Here is a 17,438-nt window from a genome sequence, read left to right on the forward strand (position 1 = left end):
GCTCTGTTTAACATCAGGCTCCTAGAATGCCTATTTATTGGTATTATTGCCTTGATTAATTCAAAGCATCTGCACTAAAATAGTAATAGATAGTTTTGAGGTTTGGGAAACTAGTTTTGTCAAGGCTGGCGACAGCTGGCTGTGCTTTAAATAAAGGCATCGAAGGCATCTATAAAGAAGACGCTGTTCTCACCAACGGCAATGGGAAGAAATGCCCCTATGCCGGCTTGATTGGGTGTGCCTGCTCCTTGCAGTGCGCCTTGAAAACCCCAGTTGAACCGCACAGAATCTTTGAGGTTGATCTCCATCACCCCAAGATCTTCTGCACTACCAGCGTCTTGAGCAGCGACTGGTTGGATTGGAGTGTTGGCTAAGGCAAGAGCCGCAGCACCAGTGAGCGTTAAAGAGAGACGAATGGAACGCTGCACGGGGATTGAGCTTTTAAATGCTGTCAACAGCATGACGGGAAGATGTGGCTCTTGCTACCTGCCCACATCTGTTTTACCAAAACGATCAGCAGGATCGGTGTCTCGGTTGCGTAGTTTTGGCTTGTGGGTAATGAGCGCATGAGTTGCTGGTCTTGTATCAATAGGGCAGTAGATCTTGTCCAATGCAGAGCAAGCCATTCACTCAAAAACAAGACACGCCGTTGTGGCTTCAAGTTTTCATCGTCAGTAGATGGCCCTTCGCTCTGGTGATCTCGATCGGGGTGCTTTCTGCAACAGCGCTGCAGTTGCTCAGCCGCCCGATTCCAATTCGCATCGTCGGTGGATTGCAAGTGGATCAGATTGCTTTGCCCACCGTTGACATCAACGCCGAACAGCCACTCCCAGTGAGTGGTGATGTGGCTGTGAAGAATGGCGTGACGATTAACTCCAATAAAGCTCTGCCGATCCTCGGCCAAGTGTTGGTAGAAGAGATTAAAGGAAGCGTGAGTGTGGATGAAATTCGAACACCGGTGGATGTGGTGAATTCATCTCCGCTACAAGTGCAAGGTAGAGTTAATATTGATGGCAAGGTTAATGTGGAAGGGAGTGTGGGTGCATCTGTTAAGCCCAAACTCTTCTAACTTGTCTCATGGAAGCAAAGAAGATGATTGGCCGAAGGCTTCTCTTTTGACGAGAAGTTATTGATTGATATTTAGATGGTCAATTTTAATCTTTTTATTTGTTCTTTTAAGCCAACAGCTGCTTTTGCAGCTGTTGGCTTATTTCCCTTTTAAAGCTTTGGATAGTGTTAAGCATCTTTTGTTGAATCAATCACTTTGGATTCGTTGCGGCGATGAGCTTGATCGCGGCGCCCCCGTAGGATGCGCCGCTGGCGACTTCGCTACTTATGGCCAACATCGATCAGGCTCCAAGCCGCAGCACTCCCAACCTCTTGCATGTGTTGCCTGCCTTTGCCGATGAATCGGAATTGCGGCTCAACACGATCGTGGAGCTCAACTCCAACACGATCAATAAATATGAGCTGATCACGGAAACAGGCCACCTCAAGCTTGATCGTGTTGGCTACTCCTCCCTGGCCTATCCCTTTGCCTACGGTTGCATTCCTCGCACATGGGACGAAGACGGTGATCCACTGGACATCGAAATCGTCAGTGTCACAGAGCCGCTGGTGCCTGGCTCGATCGTAGAGGCAAGGATCATTGGCATCATGACCTTTGATGATGGTGGTGAAGTCGACGACAAAGTGATCGCTGTGCTGGCTGATGACAAGCGCATGGACCACATCACCAGCTTTGAACAGCTCGGAGAGCAATGGCTGAAGGAGACCCAGTACTACTGGGAGCACTACAAGGACCTTAAAAAGCCAGGTACCTGCAGGGTGAACGGCTTCTTAGGGGTGCAAAAAGCTGTCGAGATTATCAAGGCCTGCGAAGCCCGTTATCTCGCTGAGATCGATCCAAAACTGGTTGATTGATCCTTGCGACAATGGTCGTTGGCAGCGAATGAACATTGCCTGAACGGTTTTGTTGCTCGCTGTTTATCTTGAGACTGATCAGTCTTTGCTGGCCCGTGTCAAGCCTGTTGCGCCGTCCGTTTTCGCTATTGCCTGTTTCATTGATCCTGGCGGGAGCTGTTGCTTTGCCAGGCATGGTTCAAGCATTTGCTGAGGTCCCATCGGATAAAACTGAAGCGCCTGCATCTCTTGAGGCCTCAGCGGAAAACACTGAAGCGTCTGTATCGGCTGAGGTCTCTGCGGAAAACTCTGAAGCATCTGCATCGCCTGCGGACTCAGCGGACAACTCTGAAGTGTCTGTATCGGCTGAGGTCTCTGCGGAAAACTCTGAAGCATCTGCATCGCCTGCGGACTCAGCGGACAACTCTGAAGTGTCTGTATCGCCTGAGATCAGTACGAAAGTTGTCTTGCTGCTTGGTCGTCGTGAAATCAGTGTGATCCGCGATGGAGAGAAGCTTGGCCCCTGGCCGGTCGCTATTGGTGATCCTCGTACGCCTACTCCTACAGGTGTCTTCAAGGTGGAGAACAAAGTGACGAATCCGCAATATCAGAGCACCAAATCTGGGCGAGTGAATCCTGCGATTGGGGTTGCTAGCCCGCTTGGCGATCGCTGGATTGGCTTTCTGCAAAGTGGTCAGAACCAATTCGGCATTCATGGCACCCCATGGCCCTACTGGGTCAATGCAAAAGCTGCAGTCACCAATGGCTGTGTGCGCATGCTTCATGCGCATGTACGTCAGTTGTTTGACGTCGTCGAGGTGGGAACCACTGTGGAAATCCTGCGCTGATCCTTTTCAGCGCAGCCAACAGACTGACGAGTGGTTGATTGAGCTAGCTAGCTAGCTCAATAGAGATTGAGAGGAGTCAGGCTTCTGGCCTTACAGCAGCGAAGATCTCCGCAAGGATCTCTCCAGCGCCTTGAGATTTCAGGGTTTCAGCGAGTTCCTTGCCGATGGCTTCGCAGCGATCAAGTGGGCCGCGCTGCTGATCACGTATCAACCGTTTGCCATCCAAGCTGGCAACCATGCCCGTGAGCAGTAATTCATTGGCTTCGATACGGCTATTGACACCGATGGGGACCTGGCAGCCCCCTTCTAGTTCTCTCAGTAAGGCCCGCTCAGCAAGGCAGCGCTGCGCTGTTGGTTTGTGTTCCAGTGCCTTGATGACCTCGAGGACTTCGGGGTGACCCTCCACGCATTCAATGCCTAGGGCTCCCTGGCCAACGGCATGAAGGGAGATCTCGCTGGGAATCAACTGATGAATGCGATCTCCAAAGCCAAGCCTTGTCAGACCTGCTGCTGCAAGGATCAGGCAGTCATAGTTGCCGGCATCCAGTTTTTCAAGGCGGGTGATCACATTGCCGCGCACATCCTTAAACACCAGATGGGGGTAGTGATGCCGTAATTGGGCGAGGCGCCGTAGCGAGCTTGTGCCAACGATTGCCCCTTCAGGCAGGGTGCTGAGTTGATGATCGGCATTCTTTTGATTCACCACCAGAGCGTCGGCTGGGTCTTCTCGCTCAGTCACGCACCCAAGCATTAGCCCTTCGGGAAGATTGGTGGGTAGATCTTTGAGGGAATGAACCGCGATATCGGCACGGCCGATCAGCATCTGAGCTTCAAGCTCTTTTGTGAACAGGCCCTTGTCGCCGATCTTGGCAAGGGCGACATCGAGAATTTTGTCTCCCTGGGTTGCCATTGCTTCCACGGAGATGGAAAGGCCAGGGTGTGCTTGCTCCAGTTCCGCTTGCACCCAATTGGTTTGCACCATGGCCAGCTGGCTTCGGCGTGAGGCGATGCGCAGTTGGGTGAGGACCATGTGTTCAGAACTCCAGCCCTCCAGATTAAGCAGTCGACCCCACGATTTTTGCGATGGGCTGATAATCCGTTAATGCTCTGAGGGAAGGGAGGTTTTTCGGTTGTCTGCTCAATCAATAGGTCTTGTTCATTTCTTTCCCCAAGATCAGCAAGAGATAAAAGAGCTTCCGTTTGGAAAGCAAATATCACTTCCAAGCTATTGAAAAAGTGATCAGAAATATATTTCGCCTGTCTCCGGATTGCATGCTAAAAAATAAAATTTTTCCTAGTGAGCGGTTTGATTGAATGGAATGCGGAGGCTCTACCTTATGGCCAGGTTTTGACTTTTATCAGAAGGGTGGAGGTATTTTATATCTAATATGAATGGTCATAGTGGTTAAAGTATTTGCAGTGTCTCTGATCATAATGAGACTTGTTGCTTTTTTCATAGTCTTAACCTAAATAGCTTTGCTGCTCTATTGGTATTAGGAATTAAAGATATCAGTGGCTGAAAGGTCTTGATCGCTTGCATTAAAAAAAGGGGGCTTAAACCCCCTTTTTGGATTGACTTTTAAATTGATTACTTGATGTATTCCTTTAAGACACCATTACGATTCGGGTGGCGAAGTTTGCGCAGGGCTTTGGCTTCAATCTGACGGATGCGCTCTCGTGTGACCTCAAAGATCTGTCCAATTTCCTCGAGGGTTTTCATGCGGCCATCGTCAAGGCCATAGCGCAGACGCAGAACATCACGTTCGCGGGGGCTGAGGGTTGCGAGAACACCTTCTAGATCTTCTCGCAAGAGATTTTTGGCGACATCTTGTTCTGGATTCTCAGTATCAGATTCGATGAAATCACCAAGCCTGGAGTCTTCCTCTTTGCCAATCGGAGTCTCGAGGGAGATGGGCAGTTGAGCACTTTTTGCGATAAATCGAAGTTTTTCGATTGTCATCTCCATGCTTTCGGCAATTTCCTCTTCTGTTGGTTTACGGCCAAACTCCTGGCTCAGCACTTTGGTTGTTTTTTTGATGCGTGAGATTGTTTCGTAGAGGTGAACAGGAAGACGGATTGTGCGGCTCTGATCCGCAATTGCTCGGGTGATGGCTTGACGGATCCACCAGGTGGCATAGGTGGAGAATTTGTACCCTTTCTCGTGGTCGAATTTTTCGGCAGCACGAATTAATCCCAGGCTGCCTTCCTGGATTAGATCCTGGAAGGACAGGCCTCGATTCATGTATTTTTTGGCGATCGAAACAACCAGCCGCAGGTTGGATTGCACCATCTTTTCCTTGGCTCGGCGCCCCAGCATCAGGCGACGGCGGAATTTGATGTTGGGCATTTCAACAAGGGCAGCCCATTCCTTGTTGTTGGGGTAGTGACCGTGATCACTATTGAACTGCTCTGCCAGTTCCTCTAGATGCAGGAGGTCAGCAATTTTGCGGGCTAGTTCAATCTCCTCGTCTGGACGGAGCAGGCGGATACGGCCGATCTCCTGGAGATAAACCCTGATGGAATCTTCGGTGTAGACGCCTTTAGGGCCGATCTTGATATTGGCTAGAGCTCTGGCCTTCGCGTCTGCTTCGCTGATTGCTTTAGCAGCAGCTTGGCTGCTTTCAGTTTCAGCGCTGGCCTTAGGGGCGCTTGTCGCTGCTGTAGCAAGAAGTTTGTCAGCTGTTAAATCAAGGTTTTTGCTGACAGTAGGGGTAGGGGTGGCTTTTGCTTTTTTTGCTTTGGGGCTGGACGCTTTTGCAGCAGAGCTAACCGGCTTGGCAGCAGTCTTTGCCTTAGGTGCTGTTGCCTTGACTTTCTTGGCTTTGGCTTTAACCGTGCCTTTGGCCACTTGGGGTTTGGCAGTCTTTGCAGAGGCTTTTGGCTTGGCCTTTGCAGCTGCTGCTTGGGTGGCTGCAGGACTCATGGCAGGTGAGGGGAATGAAAGAGGAAAGTGGGAATGAGGGAGCAGAACCCAGGCTTATGCAAAACCATGCAAAAGTGGCCACTGCAGCACCGACGGCTCACAGCATCAGATCAGAACCTCATAAACAAGTGATCATCTGAGCTAGAAGTAGCCTGACGAACCTGTTATCCAGGTTGAGACTTGGGATGCTCTGATTTGGAGCGAAAGGAACAGGAAATGTTTTTGTGGACCAAAGCAGGGCTGTCAGGGGCTTTCTCAGACCGACCGAACTTTTATAGAGGGTTCCCTATAGAGGCTCGAATTTCGTGTCTTCCCACTGGACGGAACTCTGCTTGGTTCCGACGACAGCCTTTGGACTGTCCAACATTGACATTCTAAAAAAAACTTGTGACGCCTGCAAGTCCTGATCCGGCTGAACCGGCCCCCTGCTCTTCTGAATGCTGCGCAGAGGTGGACGTCTGGGTGGAGGCAGGTCGTGAAGGGCGGTGTTTCACCTATTTAGACAGCAGACGGTTAGGGGTGGATTTAGGGGATCTCGTCGTCGTTCGCCTGCGGGGACGAAGGATGCACGGCCTTGTTATGGATCGGCGGATCTCGTCTCCTGTTGATCGTGGGCAGGCCTCTGGGAGTGAAGCGCCGCCGCGTCACTTAGAGGCCATCGAAGCTCTTGTGCAGTCTGCGGCGGTAGATCCTCTCTGGTTTGGCTGGATTGAAGCGATGGCTGTTCATTGCCATATCAGTTCATTTCGCATGCTTAAAGCAGCTTTGCCGCCTGGTTGGCTCGGTCAGCGGCAGTCTCATCAGGCGGAGCCCCGTCGACTCTGGTGGATTCAACTCGAATCTTCTGCGATCAATTCCCAGAATCTTCCTCAGCGTCAGGCTGATTTGCAGGCGGCCTTGGCTGCAAGGGGCGGTGGTGCATGGCAGAGGGATCTTCAGGCTGCCGGCTTCGGGTCTGGTCTTGTCAATGGCCTCATCAAGCGAGGTCTCATTCGTAGGGAAAAGCGACAACCTACTGATGCATCCAACGGGCTTTCCTGCTCAGATGGTTGTGATCAGGATTTGGAGGTGCCTCAGTCTCTGACTGTTGAACAGCAGGAGGTTGTGGAGGTTTTTCAATCCCAGCCCCTTGGAACTGGGATGCTGCTTTGGGGGGTGACAGGCTCGGGCAAAACAGAGGTTTACTTGCAGCTTGCGGAAAGAGAACTGCAAGCTGGTCGTCATTGCTTGATTCTCACGCCGGAGATTGGTTTGATCCCTCAGTTGGTGGATCGTTTCCGTCGCCGTTTCGGAACCAAGGTTCTGGAATATCACAGTGGCTGTTCCGATCGTGAACGGGTGAGCACCTGGCGGCAGGGGCTTACTGCGGCAAAGCCATTGGTGGTGGTTGGTACTCGTTCAGCAGTCTTTTTGCCATTGGCACCATTGGGTTTGATCGTGCTTGATGAGGAACACGACAGTTCTTACAAGCAGGAGTCACCCATGCCTTGCTACCACGCTCGTGACATGGCCATGGATAGGGCCAGGCGAACTGGTGCCAGGGTGGTGCTGGGAAGTGCTACGCCTTCGCTTGTCAGCTGGAAGAACCTCGCTCCTCAAGGCCAGCTTGCCTTGGCTCGACTGACCCGTCGCATTTCCGATCAGCCCTTACCGCCGGTGCATGTGGTTGATATGCGACAGGAATTGGCCGATGGCCATCGTCGCTTGATCAGCCGTCCATTGATGGAACGTCTTTCGGCATTACCTGAGGCCGGTGAACAGGCGGTGGTGTTGGTGCCACGACGTGGCTACAGCAGTTTTTTGAGTTGTCGTAGCTGTGGAGAGGTCGTGCAGTGTCCTAACTGCGATGTGGCGCTTACGGTGCATCGCAGTCGTCAAGGGCACCAGTGGTTGCGTTGCCATTGGTGTGACCATCGCGCTGAGGTTGAGTCCAGTTGCCATAAATGTGGATCGAAGGCTTTCAAACCCTTCGGTGCAGGCACGCAGCGCGTGATGGAGCATCTCGTTGAGGAGCTCCAGGGTCTGAGATTGTTGCGTTTCGATCGTGACAGCACCGGTGGGCGTGATGGGCATCGCCGTTTACTAGAGCAATTTGCAGCAGGGGAGGCAGATGTGCTGGTTGGCACCCAGATGTTGGCCAAGGGTATGGATTTGCCTCGGGTCACTCTTGCGGCTGTGTTGGCTGCAGATGGTTTGCTTCATCGCCCTGATTTACAAGCTGGAGAGCAGAGCTTGCAGCTCTTGATGCAATTGGCTGGTCGTGCAGGACGTGGCGAGCGGCCAGGTCATGTGCTTGTTCAGACCTATTGCCCTGATCATCCTGTGATTCACCATTTGGTGGATGGTCGCTATGGCGAGTTTCTGAAAGAAGAGGCCTGTCTTCGTCATGAGGCTGGTTTGGTGCCTTATAGCCGGGCCTGCTTGTTGCGCTTGTCCGGTGATTCAGCTGCAGCGACAGCCACAGCTGCTGCGGTCCTCGCTGAACAGATCAAACCCCTTTGTGATGCTCAGGGTTGGTGTCTTATAGGACCAGCCCCAGCTCCGATTGCGCGGGTCGCGGGTCGAAGTCGTTGGCAACTGCTATTGCATGGTCCGGAGGAGAGTCCTTTGCCGCTGCCTTCAGGATCGACTCTTTGGAATGGATTGCCCCTTGGGGTTGCCTTAGCGGTGGACCCAGATCCCATTCAGCTTTGATTAGGCCATCATCTTCACTGGTTGATGTTGTTGGAGGTCCGTTCGAGGGGCATTTTGAGAACGCCGAAGCCGAGTCTGAGCTGAACGGTTTGCAGGATCAGGCTGGTCTCCAACAGCTCCATGCCCGAAGGGTTGCCAACCTCGAGTCGGCTGGAGCATTTGTGATCAAGGTCTAGCTGCTGAGAGTCGCCTTGCTGTAGAGGCCAACTCAGATCCCCGTCAGGGTTGTTGGTGAGTCTTTGGCTGGTTAGTGGGTTCACTCGTTTGGCATTGAGAGGCTCATCTCGGTGGTATGCCCAAGCCACTGAGAAGCATGGTTAACCCGATGAGAACGAGCAAGACCAAGATTGAGAAGCCCAGAGTGGGGGCTTTTGTTGGTCCGGTGGCTGGCGGTGGCGGCGGCGCTGGCCGCAGTGAAGGTCGACGGGCTGAGGCAGGGCGTGCAGCCGTTGTGGCTGTCATGTTTAAGTTCGGCAAGCGTATCGACCAGTTGGCAGGCCGTTGCAAGCTTGGTGCTTCCAGCACGATCAGTAGCTGTTTCGCGTTCTGGCGAAGTTCGAGGTCTTTGCAGCGGGTGAGAAGACGACAGGTTGCGAGAGCCTTGCGCTCGTCACCTTGCCCCATCCAAGCAGTAACCATCAGCATTCTGATCCTGGCCCCCTCCGCATGGGGCAGTGGATGGCTTGCTGCCAAAGGCTCTAATAGAGCAAGGCTTTGGCCATAGTCTCCCCGGGCGAGGGCGGCTTCAGCCTCGGCCAGATTCGCGTGCATCGCTCAGCTGCGACCGACCACCATGGTGCCGATGCCGGCGTCGGTGAACACTTCGAGAAGCAGGGCGTGTGGAACACGTCCATCGATGATATGGGCAGCGCCGACCCCTTGAGCTAGAGCTCTGATGCAGCATTCGGTTTTTGGGGTCATGCCGCCAGCCACCACCCCTTCAGCGATGAGCTGGCGTGCTTCAGATAGACGCAACTGATGAACAAGGGAACTTGGATCATCCCGATCTAGCAAGATGCCTGGCGTGTCGGTCAGCAGGATTAGCTTCTCTGCTTCAAGAGCAGCGGCGATCTCACCGGCGACCGTGTCTGCATTGATGTTGTGGGAGCAGCCCTCAACAGTGGCGGCCACGCTTGAGATCACTGGTACATAACCCTTTGCGAGAATTGGTTCCAGTACATCGGTGTTGACTCGGGCTACATCTCCGACGAGGCCATGGCTGCCGTCGCCCCAGGGTCGGGCTTCAACCAGACTCCCGTCACTGCCACTAAGGCCAACAGCCTTGGCCCCCAGTTGGTTGAGGCCATTAACGATTTGCTTGTTAACGCGTCCAACTAAGACCATTTCCACCACGTCCATGGTGTCTGCATCGGTAACGCGAAGTCCGTCGCGGAATTTTGCTGGAATCTCAAGCCTTTCCAGCCATTGGTTGATTTCTGGTCCGCCGCCATGAACCACAACGGGCTCTACTCCCACACTGACGAGTAGGGCAAGGTCGCGAAAAACCGCTTCCTGCAAATTGGCGTGGGCCATGGCGGCACCGCCGTATTTGATGACAATGCGCCGTCCGCTAAAACGTTGGATGTAAGGGAGGGCTTCGCTAAGCACCGAAACCCTGAGGGAGTCATCCTGTGTAAGCCTTCTCGCGGAGTTGGTTTGGCAGGGCTCAACCAGCGCTGCAGAAGATTTAGCTGACTCCATCTTGACCTGCCAGTTCATCATCCTTGTTGACTGGCAGCAGGATGAGATCCAGGACCCCCGCGCTTGGAGATTTCAGTTCGGCGTGAAGGCCTTTGGCAAAGAAGCGGCCCAATCGTTCTTGGCGTTCCTGCCAGAGATCGAGGGGCACAGCACCCAGATTGAATCTCAAACGCACGCCGTAACCCGCTGAAGTTTCTAGTTCTTCAATCTCTTGGAGCTGAGGGGGGTTGTCTTTATCCCAGAGTTTGAGCGCTTCTAAGGACGTCTCAAGATGGGCTTTCTGTCCATAACGCCAGCGGGTTACATCCCAGACGAGTTTGCCCAGTTCCGGTGCTCCCTTCTCCCTGGCCTGACGCAGAACTGCGGCTGGAGTGACGCGTTTAGCAGGGGGGAGTTCAGAGGATTTCAGTGCTAGTCCTCCTATGAGGATGGGCACTCCGTAGAAGATGGTTGGCAGGCTGAGGTTGGCATTGCCATTTGTGTAGGCCACCGCACCAACAACTGCAAGTACACCACCTGCCACGGTGACGAGGCTGCCTGGAGAGAACAGATCATTCATGGCGTTTATTCTGACGCTTTAGCCTCCAGGCTGAGGGTAAGGATCCGTTGCAAATGGCTTCAGCTCATCCCTCTGATAGCGACTTATCTGAGTTGATCACTCAGTTGGAGGCTGATCGCGCTTGGTTGCTGGAGCAGATTGATCGTGGCCGTTGGGTTGAGTTGCGCCTTGATTTGGCTGCTCTGGAGAGGGAATTGGGCCAGCTGTTGACTCGAGCTGCCGAGGGCCTTGAAGACGAGAACAGCTTCGGGTAATGAATGCGTTCAGAAGGGAATGTCATCGGTGTCTGGCACCAGTGGGGCACTATTCCAGCTGGCAGCTTCTGGTTCTGCAGTTGTTGCCGGTTTGGGTGTTGGCGTCTCGGCTATCGGTATAGGTCGTGAGGTCTGGTTGGTTGTAGTGCTAGTAGGTCGTTCTGGGCTACTAGCAGGTTGACCAGCTTGGCCGGAGAGGGAATGAAGACGCGCGAGCGTGAATTCGGCGCGCTTTTCCTTGGTGCCATCTTGGCGAGGAACTGTGTTCATTCGTAGTCGACCTTCAATCACAAGCCTTTGCCCAACTTGGACGCGGTTTTGTAGATCCTGGGCAAGGTTGCCCCATCCCACCACCTTGAGCTGACCAGGGGCAGTGTCGACACGAAGTGCATCGAAGCGCACCTCCATTTCGGCGATCGGTGTTTGGTTGTCTTGGGTATAACGAATGGTTGGTGCCTGGATCACTTCCACTTCAAGTACGCAGTGGTTCATGTCCTTCCCTTGGAGTGAGAGTCATTTTGATGCAAGCTTGCAGGAATGACCAGCGGCATGTCTGGTTGCTATCTGGGACTGGTGAAGGCCCTCTTTTGGTGGCCGCTTTGGTGGCTCAGGGATGGCGAGTCAGTGTCAGTGTCGTCAGTGCTAGCGCCGCAGGGGCCTACGCAGGTCTGTCCTTGGAAGATCTTTGGACAGGCCCCCTCGACGGAGTGGAAGGAATCCTCGGGGTGCTTGATCAGGCTCGTGATCGCCATCAAGGCTTTGATTGGGTGGTGGATGCGACCCATCCCTTTGCGGTGAAGATCAGTACGGATCTGCAGCGTGCCTGTCAGGAATTTGCTCAGCCTTTGTTGCGCTTTGAGCGTCCCATGGAGGGTTGTGGAGAAGCATCCCTGATCGCGAGCTCGGCTGATTTGGCAAGGCAAACATTGCAAGGAAGTCGATTGTTGATGGCTCTTGGGGCAAGGCATCTTGGCCAGGCTGTTAGGGCAGCTCGTCAGGCTGGAGCTCAAGTGTTTGCCCGTGTGCTTCCTTCGCCGGAAAGTCTTCGACATGCGTTGGCGAGTGGCTTGCCAGAGCACCATCTGGCTGTGGTGCGTCCGCTGCAGGGGCAATCTCATGGCGAATTGGAGTCAGCCTTGTGCCGGCGCTGGTCGATTACAGCAGTGGTTTGCAGGCAGTCGGGGGGGGTGACGGAGCAGCTCTGGCACAAGATCTGTCGGCAGCAGGGTCTTGGCCTTTGGTTGATCTCCCGGCCACAGCCCTGCGTTGCAGTAGAAGCCATCGGTAGCGTTAAGAGCCTGCTCAATCGGCTCTCAACCAATCCATTAGCTCCACTTTGCTGACGTTCTTCGCAAAGGTCTTCATGGTTGATCGAGGATCCTCATCGACACTGGTTTTGGTGTTGACCACAGAGGCAAACACAAACCTGGCCGAGGGATTGGCCAATGAGCTCTTGGCTCGCAGGTTGGTGGCCTGCGTGAGTTTGCAGCAGATTCAATCCCACTACTGTTGGCAGGGGGAGCTGGAACGATCGCAGGAAGTGCAATTGCTGATCAAGACCAGTCAGGATCAGCTGGAGGCACTGCATCAGGCGATTAAAGAGTTACACAGCTATGAGACCCCAGAGTGGATTTACTGGTCAGCCACTGCAAGTGATCCTTACGCTGCTTGGGTAGCAGCAGCTTTGGAACCTGTTGAAGGGTGAAACAGCCCTTCAATTAGTTCAGATGCTTCGCTACTAATTCCGGAAGCGACACCTGTGAACGCGGACCGAGTTGGGTGATCACCTGGCCGGCGCAGATGGATCCAATTTGTCCACAGGTTTCTAAAGGGGTTCCCTGGGTGTAACCGTGTAGGAAGCCACCGGCGTAGAGATCACCTGCACCTGTGGTGTCAACCACGTTGCCAAGTTTGTAGGCAGGAATATCCCAGCGTTGATCACCAGCTAGCACGACAGATCCATGCTCGCTGCGGGTCAGGGCTGCCACCTTGCAGCGGCCTTTCACTTCTTCCAATGCAGCCTCGAAGCTGACACTCTTGTAAAGAGAGGTGATTTCGCTGTCGTTAGCAAACAGCAGATCAACGTGGCTATCCACCAGCTTGAGGAAGCTGTCGCGATGCCGATCAACGCAGAAGCCATCGGAAAGAGAGAGGGCTACTTGGCCTCCTGAATCACGACAGACTTGTGCGGCAGCGATGAAGGCTTTTTTGGCTGCCGGACTGTCCCATAGATACCCCTCGAGGTAGAGCACCTTGGCTTGGCGAACCATTGACAGGTCTAAATCTTCAGGGTCCAGCTGCACCGAAGCTCCTAGATAGGTACACATGGTGCGTTGCGCATCAGGGGTGACCAGGATCAGACAGCGAGCCGTAGAAGGACCATCACTTGCTGGTGGAGTCTCGAATCGAGCGCCTACTGAGCGGATGTCGTGGCTAAAAATGCTGCCTAGTTGATCATTTTTGACACGACCGATGAAGCCTGCCTTCCCGCCGAGCTGAGCCAGGCCTACCAGGGTGTTGGCGGCGGATCCACCTGAAGTCTCTAGACCTGGTCCACTGATGGAGTAAAGCGCTTCTGCTTGGGCTTCATCCACCAAGGCCATATTGCCTTTACTCAGGCTGTGCGCATCAAGGAAGGCATCGTCCGACTGCACCAGCACGTCCACGATGGCATTGCCTATTCCAACCACATCGAGAGGACGATCACTGAACCTGGGGATAGCCATGGAGGGATGCATGGGAAACCTCAGAAGTATCGATCCCCGTCCACCATCTGTTTTGAGAAAGGGCTTAGGCGCTTAGGAGAGCCCTTTTGGGACCGTGGATCGGATCTTCTACAACGATTGTTTGATCACGGTTGGCACCTAGGGAGACGATGGCAATCGGCACTTCCATGAGGTCGGCGAGGAAGCGCAGATAGTCCATAGCTGTGGTTGGTAGGTCTTCAAGACGACGGCAGTCTGCAGTGGTGCACTGCCAGCCTGGCAGGGTCTCGAAGATTGGATGACAGCGGGCAAAGTCTTCTGCGCTGCTAGGGAAGTGTTCAATTCGTTCACCATTGAGTTCGTAGGCGACGCACACTCGGATTTCGTCGAGCTCATCAAGCACATCTAGTTTGGTAATAGCCAGGCAATCCAGGCCATTCACTGCTACTGCGTAACGACCAATGACCCCATCGAACCAGCCGCAGCGTCTGCGTCGGCCTGTGGTGGTGCCGAATTCACCTCCCCGGTCACAGAGCTGTTCATTGATGCTTCCTTCCAGTTCTGTTGGGAAAGGACCTTCCCCTACACGGGTGGTGTAAGCCTTGGCAACACCGATCACTCGATCGATCAGCGTGGGTCCGACTCCAGCTCCGATGCATGCACCGCCTGAGATTGGATTGGAGGAGGTGACGTAGGGATAGGTGCCGTGATCAAGGTCTAAAAGGGTCCCTTGAGCTCCTTCAAAAAGAATGTTTTTGCGGCTGCGGGCAGCTTGATGAATGGTTTGAATACAGTCGACAACGTGTGGAGCAAGCCTTTGGCCATAGCCGAGGTATTCCTCGATGACCTGCTCTGAGTCAAGTGGTGCCACACCATAAATTTGTTCGAGTAGACGATTCTTTTCTTGCAGAGGGCCACGCAGTCGCTCTCGTAGTCGTTGGCTATCTAAAAGATCAAGTACGCGAATGCCGTTGCGTTGGGATTTATCGGCATAGGTTGGACCGATGCCCCGTCCAGTCGTGCCGATACGTTGGTCGCCACGTTGTTGCTCCATCGCCTCATCCAAGAGGCGGTGATACGGCATCGTTACGTGGGCAGTGGACGCCAGTTGAAGGCCTGAGATATCAATGCTGTTCTCAAGGAGCATGTCTAGCTCCTTGAGCATCACTTTGGGATCGATGACTGTGCCAGAGCCGATTAGGCAGATTGTTTCTGGGTAAAGGATTCCTGAGGGAATGAGGTGCAGTTTGAGCACCTGGTCATCCACAACGATTGTGTGGCCTGCATTGACGCCACCTTGATAGCGGACGACAACATCAGCTGAACGGCTTAGAAGATCGGTGATCTTGCCTTTTCCTTCGTCACCCCACTGAGCACCGATGACGACAACATTGGCCAAGGACACTGCGGCCCGAAGCCGCCGTTATTCACAAACGGGGATCTTCCCAGATATCCCTGCCTTAAGTCAAACAGCGATTGCCTAGTAGTTGATTTATCTGCCTCTTAATACAGTTTGTTCTGCCTTGGCAAGTTCTTTAGTGATCCGATTTTGAAGTGCTTCCGGTAGGGGGCGGTTGGCGAAGTTGTTGTAATGACCAGCTAGGGAATTGAGGGCTGTCTGCATGGTGGTGAAGGACTGCAGGTTATTCACCTTGGAGCGAGGCCGATATCGGGCGATGTAGTTGTAGCTCAGGTCATGAGCCTCTTCTTGAGCTGCTGAATAGCCTTCGTCGTCCGAGGGCAGGGCGATCGCGTCTTGCAGGCTGTGAGCCACGTTGACTGTGTCGTCTACATAGTTCCCGGACAGTTGGACCTCGGCTGCATTGGCGCTTCCGTTGGCTGTGAGCATTAGGCAAAGGACAAGGCAGATTGCCAATCCTGCCCGCATCAACTGCTTGGCCATGTGATGCAAGGCAGTAGTCATCCGGTTCATTCCATTTCCAGGAATTTTAAATGGCTGGTCAGACCCTTGTGTTTTGGTTCGCTGCAATCTCTTGAACCAGTGCGGTAAATGCCTGTGTTGCAGAAAGTATTTGAACCTTGCGGCTGGATCTTTGAATCAGTTCCACCTGCCCCTTGGCGGCATCTCTGCCGACCACGACCCGCCAAGGGATCCCGATCAGGTCAGCATCTTTGAATTTCACGCCGGCGCGTTCAGTCCTGTCATCAAGTAGCGCTTCGATATCAGCTGCTTGTAGTTTGCTGTAAAGCTGTTCGGCCAGCTTTTGCTGAACCTCATCCTGGATGTTGGCTACCACGATGATGACCTCAAATGGCGCTATAGCCAGAGGCCAATTCATGCCAGCTTCGTCATGGTGTTGTTCCACAGCGGCCTGGGCAAGTCTGGAAATCCCGATGCCGTAACACCCCATCCAGAAAGGCTCCTGAGTGCCCTTGTCATTGGTGAAACAGGCTTCTAGGGCTTCTGAGTACTTGCGACCTAATTGGAAAATGTGTCCTACCTCAATGCCTCTTCTCTCCTCCAGAATCTGGCTGGAGTCATGGATACAGCGATCGCCAGCCTGCGATTTGCGTAGATCGACGCTTTTGGGCACTTCCCCGAGCTTTGACCAGGTCATGCCAATTCGATGCTGATTGTTTTGATTGGCACCGCAGACAAAACAGTTCAGCTCAGTAGCTGTCCGGTCAGCTAGTCGTAGGAAATGTTTTGTCCAGCTTGTGGCTTCGCTTAACAGGGCATCGTCTAGGTCAGGCCCCATCGCCCCAAAGGGCCAGGCTTCAAGCTTTTGCGCACTGATTTGATCGGCGCTGATGGGGGCCACATCAAGCACCCCCTTGTTTAGTTCCCTGCTTAGGGCGTTGATCAGCTTTACCTCATTGAGTTGCTGGTCTCCTCGGATGCTTACAAGGACTGGTTGAAGTTCACCATCTTCGATGCGGGCCAGCATGACCAGCACCTTCACCACTTGAGACGGAACAAGCCCCTGGGCGGTACACAGTGTCTCGATCGTTCCCTGTTCGGGTGTATCAAGCAAGGCAGCTTTTGAAGCAAGCAGTGGGATGGCCTTTGGTGGATGAGAGACCGCCTTTTCTTGGTTGGCGGCGTAGAGGCCATCACCACTGATCAGGATCAGGTCTTCGCCAGCATCCGCTGTGACCATAAATTCTTGAGACGAGGCTCCGCCGATGGCTCCGCTGTCGGCTTCCACAGCGACGGTTTCGAGTCCGCAACGGGAGAAGATTCGTTGATAGGCCTCATCCATGGCTGTGTAGGTCATGGCGAGGTCTGCTTCGCAGGCATGGAAGGAATAGGCGTCCTTCATGATGAATTCCCGGCCGCGCATCAGGCCAAAACGTGGGCGGATCTCATCGCGGAATTTGCTTTGGATCTGATAGAGCGTTACAGGAAGCTGTCGATATGAGCGCAGCAGGTCTCCGGCAAGACTTGTGATCACCTCTTCATGGGTGGGGCCGAGGCCGAGTTCTCGTCCTTGGCGGTCTTCAAGGTGGAACATCAGGCCTTCGCCGGCCGTGTACCCCTGCCATCGGCCACTACGCCGCCAGAGCTCTGCAGGCTGCAATTGAGGTAACAAGGTCTCCAGAGCACCAGTGGCATCCATTTCCTCCTGCACAATCGCTGTGATTTTGCGCAGGACCCGCCACATCAGGGGCAGGTAGGCGTAAATACCTGAAGTCACGCGACGGATGTATCCCCCTCTGAGCAGCAATTGATGGGAGGCGATTTCCGCGTCTGCTGGTACGTCGCGCAACGTCACCAGCATCAGGCGGGAGACGCGCATGAATCGGACCTCAGTGGATGGGGGAAACTACCATCCGCGGTCCAAAAAAGCCGATCGTGAAACTGTCTTAAGGCGCCGAATCGTCCTGTGC

Annotated in this window: 18 protein-coding genes and 1 pseudogene; 7 read left to right on the forward strand and 12 right to left on the reverse strand. The window is 53.7% G+C overall.

Annotation, left to right across the window (positions count from 1 at the left end; translation table 11 throughout):
* Positions 1-164 precede the first annotated feature (164 nt).
* Positions 165-428, reverse strand: a pseudogene (locus SIB74_RS02165) (carbamoyl-phosphate synthase); the annotation flags it as partial.
* A 182-nt stretch (positions 429-610) separates the two neighbouring features.
* On the opposite strand from SIB74_RS02165, the gene SIB74_RS02170 reads away from it, so the two are divergent.
* The 3 genes from SIB74_RS02170 (at position 611) to SIB74_RS02180 (ending at position 2,750) form a co-directional block, all read left to right on the forward strand.
* The gene (locus tag SIB74_RS02170; protein WP_063396172.1) at positions 611-1,069 is read left to right on the forward strand and encodes a hypothetical protein; all 459 of its coding nucleotides are present in this window, start codon (positions 611-613) and stop codon (positions 1,067-1,069) included.
* Positions 1,070-1,335: 266 nt separating this feature from the next.
* On the forward strand, positions 1,336-1,923 hold the full coding sequence (locus SIB74_RS02175) for an inorganic diphosphatase (protein WP_011130644.1): 588 nt from the start codon (positions 1,336-1,338) through the stop codon (positions 1,921-1,923).
* Between the two features lie 95 nt (positions 1,924-2,018).
* Positions 2,019-2,750 (forward strand): L,D-transpeptidase, encoded by a 732-nt coding sequence (locus SIB74_RS02180; protein WP_063396402.1) that lies wholly within the window; start codon positions 2,019-2,021, stop codon positions 2,748-2,750.
* Positions 2,751-2,826: 76 nt separating this feature from the next.
* On the opposite strand, the gene hemC is transcribed toward SIB74_RS02180, so the two are convergent.
* Together hemC and rpoD are read right to left on the reverse strand one after the other, a co-directional pair.
* Complete coding sequence (gene hemC / locus SIB74_RS02185; protein ID WP_063396171.1) at positions 2,827-3,780, reverse strand: hydroxymethylbilane synthase; 954 nt, start codon at positions 3,778-3,780, stop codon at positions 2,827-2,829.
* 558 nt (positions 3,781-4,338) lie between these two features.
* The gene (gene rpoD, locus SIB74_RS02190) at positions 4,339-5,673 is read right to left on the reverse strand and encodes an RNA polymerase sigma factor RpoD (RefSeq protein ID WP_063396170.1); all 1,335 of its coding nucleotides are present in this window, start codon (positions 5,671-5,673) and stop codon (positions 4,339-4,341) included.
* Positions 5,674-6,060: 387 nt separating this feature from the next.
* On the opposite strand from rpoD, the gene priA reads away from it, so the two are divergent.
* On the forward strand, positions 6,061-8,367 hold the full coding sequence (gene priA, locus SIB74_RS02195) for a primosomal protein N' (protein ID WP_369818028.1): 2,307 nt from the start codon (positions 6,061-6,063) through the stop codon (positions 8,365-8,367).
* A gap of 14 nt (positions 8,368-8,381) precedes the next feature.
* On the opposite strand, the gene SIB74_RS02200 is transcribed toward priA, so the two are convergent.
* From SIB74_RS02200 to SIB74_RS02215, 4 genes are read right to left on the reverse strand one after another with little or no spacing between them, the layout of a single operon-like run.
* The gene (locus SIB74_RS02200; RefSeq protein ID WP_063396169.1) at positions 8,382-8,672 is read right to left on the reverse strand and encodes a hypothetical protein; all 291 of its coding nucleotides are present in this window, start codon (positions 8,670-8,672) and stop codon (positions 8,382-8,384) included.
* Positions 8,647-9,138, reverse strand: coding sequence for a hypothetical protein (locus tag SIB74_RS02205; RefSeq protein ID WP_063396168.1), 492 nt, complete (start codon positions 9,136-9,138; stop codon positions 8,647-8,649). The genes SIB74_RS02200 and SIB74_RS02205 overlap by 26 nt, the downstream gene beginning before the upstream one ends.
* A gap of 3 nt (positions 9,139-9,141) precedes the next feature.
* Positions 9,142-10,068, reverse strand: coding sequence for an acetylglutamate kinase (gene argB / locus SIB74_RS02210; protein ID WP_063396167.1), 927 nt, complete (start codon positions 10,066-10,068; stop codon positions 9,142-9,144).
* Positions 10,055-10,627: a DUF2854 domain-containing protein gene (locus tag SIB74_RS02215; protein ID WP_063396166.1), complete on the reverse strand. Its 573-nt coding sequence runs from the start codon at positions 10,625-10,627 to the stop codon at positions 10,055-10,057. The genes argB and SIB74_RS02215 overlap by 14 nt, the downstream gene beginning before the upstream one ends.
* Before the next feature lie 53 nt (positions 10,628-10,680).
* Between SIB74_RS02215 and SIB74_RS02220 the strand changes: the two genes are divergently transcribed.
* A complete protein-coding gene (locus tag SIB74_RS02220) occupies positions 10,681-10,881 on the forward strand; it encodes a hypothetical protein (RefSeq protein ID WP_011825401.1) in 201 nt (66 codons plus the stop codon).
* A gap of 9 nt (positions 10,882-10,890) precedes the next feature.
* Here SIB74_RS02220 and SIB74_RS02225 read toward each other — a convergent pair whose 3' ends face one another.
* The gene (locus tag SIB74_RS02225; protein WP_011825402.1) at positions 10,891-11,373 is read right to left on the reverse strand and encodes a single-stranded DNA-binding protein; all 483 of its coding nucleotides are present in this window, start codon (positions 11,371-11,373) and stop codon (positions 10,891-10,893) included.
* A 29-nt stretch (positions 11,374-11,402) separates the two neighbouring features.
* Between SIB74_RS02225 and SIB74_RS02230 the strand changes: the two genes are divergently transcribed.
* Positions 11,403-12,224 carry a precorrin-6A/cobalt-precorrin-6A reductase gene (locus SIB74_RS02230; protein WP_063396165.1) on the forward strand — a complete coding sequence of 274 codons (822 nt, stop codon included), beginning with the start codon at positions 11,403-11,405 and terminating at the stop codon, positions 12,222-12,224.
* 20 nt (positions 12,225-12,244) lie between these two features.
* Positions 12,245-12,586, forward strand: coding sequence for a divalent-cation tolerance protein CutA (cutA, locus tag SIB74_RS02235; RefSeq protein ID WP_063396400.1), 342 nt, complete (start codon positions 12,245-12,247; stop codon positions 12,584-12,586).
* A gap of 13 nt (positions 12,587-12,599) precedes the next feature.
* Here cutA and SIB74_RS02240 read toward each other — a convergent pair whose 3' ends face one another.
* The 4 genes from SIB74_RS02240 to SIB74_RS02255 all read right to left on the reverse strand — a co-directional run bounded on the left by SIB74_RS02240 (position 12,600) and on the right by SIB74_RS02255 (position 17,347).
* A complete protein-coding gene (locus tag SIB74_RS02240) occupies positions 12,600-13,619 on the reverse strand; it encodes an adenosine kinase (protein ID WP_063396164.1) in 1,020 nt (339 codons plus the stop codon).
* A 52-nt stretch (positions 13,620-13,671) separates the two neighbouring features.
* A complete protein-coding gene (locus SIB74_RS02245) occupies positions 13,672-14,991 on the reverse strand; it encodes an adenylosuccinate synthase (RefSeq protein ID WP_197463298.1) in 1,320 nt (439 codons plus the stop codon).
* Between the two features lie 87 nt (positions 14,992-15,078).
* Entirely contained in the window at positions 15,079-15,510 is a 432-nt protein-coding gene (gene psb27 / locus SIB74_RS02250) for a photosystem II protein Psb27 (protein WP_063396163.1), read from the reverse strand.
* 37 nt (positions 15,511-15,547) lie between these two features.
* The gene (locus tag SIB74_RS02255) at positions 15,548-17,347 is read right to left on the reverse strand and encodes a proline--tRNA ligase (protein ID WP_063396162.1); all 1,800 of its coding nucleotides are present in this window, start codon (positions 17,345-17,347) and stop codon (positions 15,548-15,550) included.
* Between the last annotated feature and the right edge of the window lie 91 nt (positions 17,348-17,438).

It is taken from the genome of Prochlorococcus sp. MIT 1306 (assembly GCF_047304515.1).
Classification (GTDB): Bacteria; Cyanobacteriota; Cyanobacteriia; order PCC-6307; family Cyanobiaceae; genus Prochlorococcus; species Prochlorococcus marinus_D.

Bases quoted from the DNA above. Each gene is read 5' to 3' on its own strand.
- SIB74_RS02175 (WP_011130644.1), top strand. From the start codon at position 1,336: ATGGCCAACATCGATCAGGCTCCAAGCCGCAGCACTCCCAACCTCTTG.
- SIB74_RS02220 (WP_011825401.1), top strand. From the start codon at position 10,681: ATGGCTTCAGCTCATCCCTCTGATAGCGACTTATCTGAGTTGATCACT.
- hemC (WP_063396171.1), bottom strand. From the start codon at position 3,780: ATGGTCCTCACCCAACTGCGCATCGCCTCACGCCGAAGCCAGCTGGCC.
- SIB74_RS02255 (WP_063396162.1), bottom strand. From the start codon at position 17,347: ATGCGCGTCTCCCGCCTGATGCTGGTGACGTTGCGCGACGTACCAGCA.
- rpoD (WP_063396170.1), bottom strand. From the start codon at position 5,673: ATGAGTCCTGCAGCCACCCAAGCAGCAGCTGCAAAGGCCAAGCCAAAA.
- SIB74_RS02230 (WP_063396165.1), top strand. From the start codon at position 11,403: ATGCAAGCTTGCAGGAATGACCAGCGGCATGTCTGGTTGCTATCTGGG.
- SIB74_RS02240 (WP_063396164.1), bottom strand. From the start codon at position 13,619: ATGCATCCCTCCATGGCTATCCCCAGGTTCAGTGATCGTCCTCTCGAT.
- cutA (WP_063396400.1), top strand. From the start codon at position 12,245: ATGGTTGATCGAGGATCCTCATCGACACTGGTTTTGGTGTTGACCACA.
- SIB74_RS02225 (WP_011825402.1), bottom strand. From the start codon at position 11,373: ATGAACCACTGCGTACTTGAAGTGGAAGTGATCCAGGCACCAACCATT.
- psb27 (WP_063396163.1), bottom strand. From the start codon at position 15,510: ATGACTACTGCCTTGCATCACATGGCCAAGCAGTTGATGCGGGCAGGA.
- SIB74_RS02205 (WP_063396168.1), bottom strand. From the start codon at position 9,138: ATGCACGCGAATCTGGCCGAGGCTGAAGCCGCCCTCGCCCGGGGAGAC.
- argB (WP_063396167.1), bottom strand. From the start codon at position 10,068: ATGGAGTCAGCTAAATCTTCTGCAGCGCTGGTTGAGCCCTGCCAAACC.
- SIB74_RS02170 (WP_063396172.1), top strand. From the start codon at position 611: ATGCAGAGCAAGCCATTCACTCAAAAACAAGACACGCCGTTGTGGCTT.
- SIB74_RS02215 (WP_063396166.1), bottom strand. From the start codon at position 10,627: ATGAATGATCTGTTCTCTCCAGGCAGCCTCGTCACCGTGGCAGGTGGT.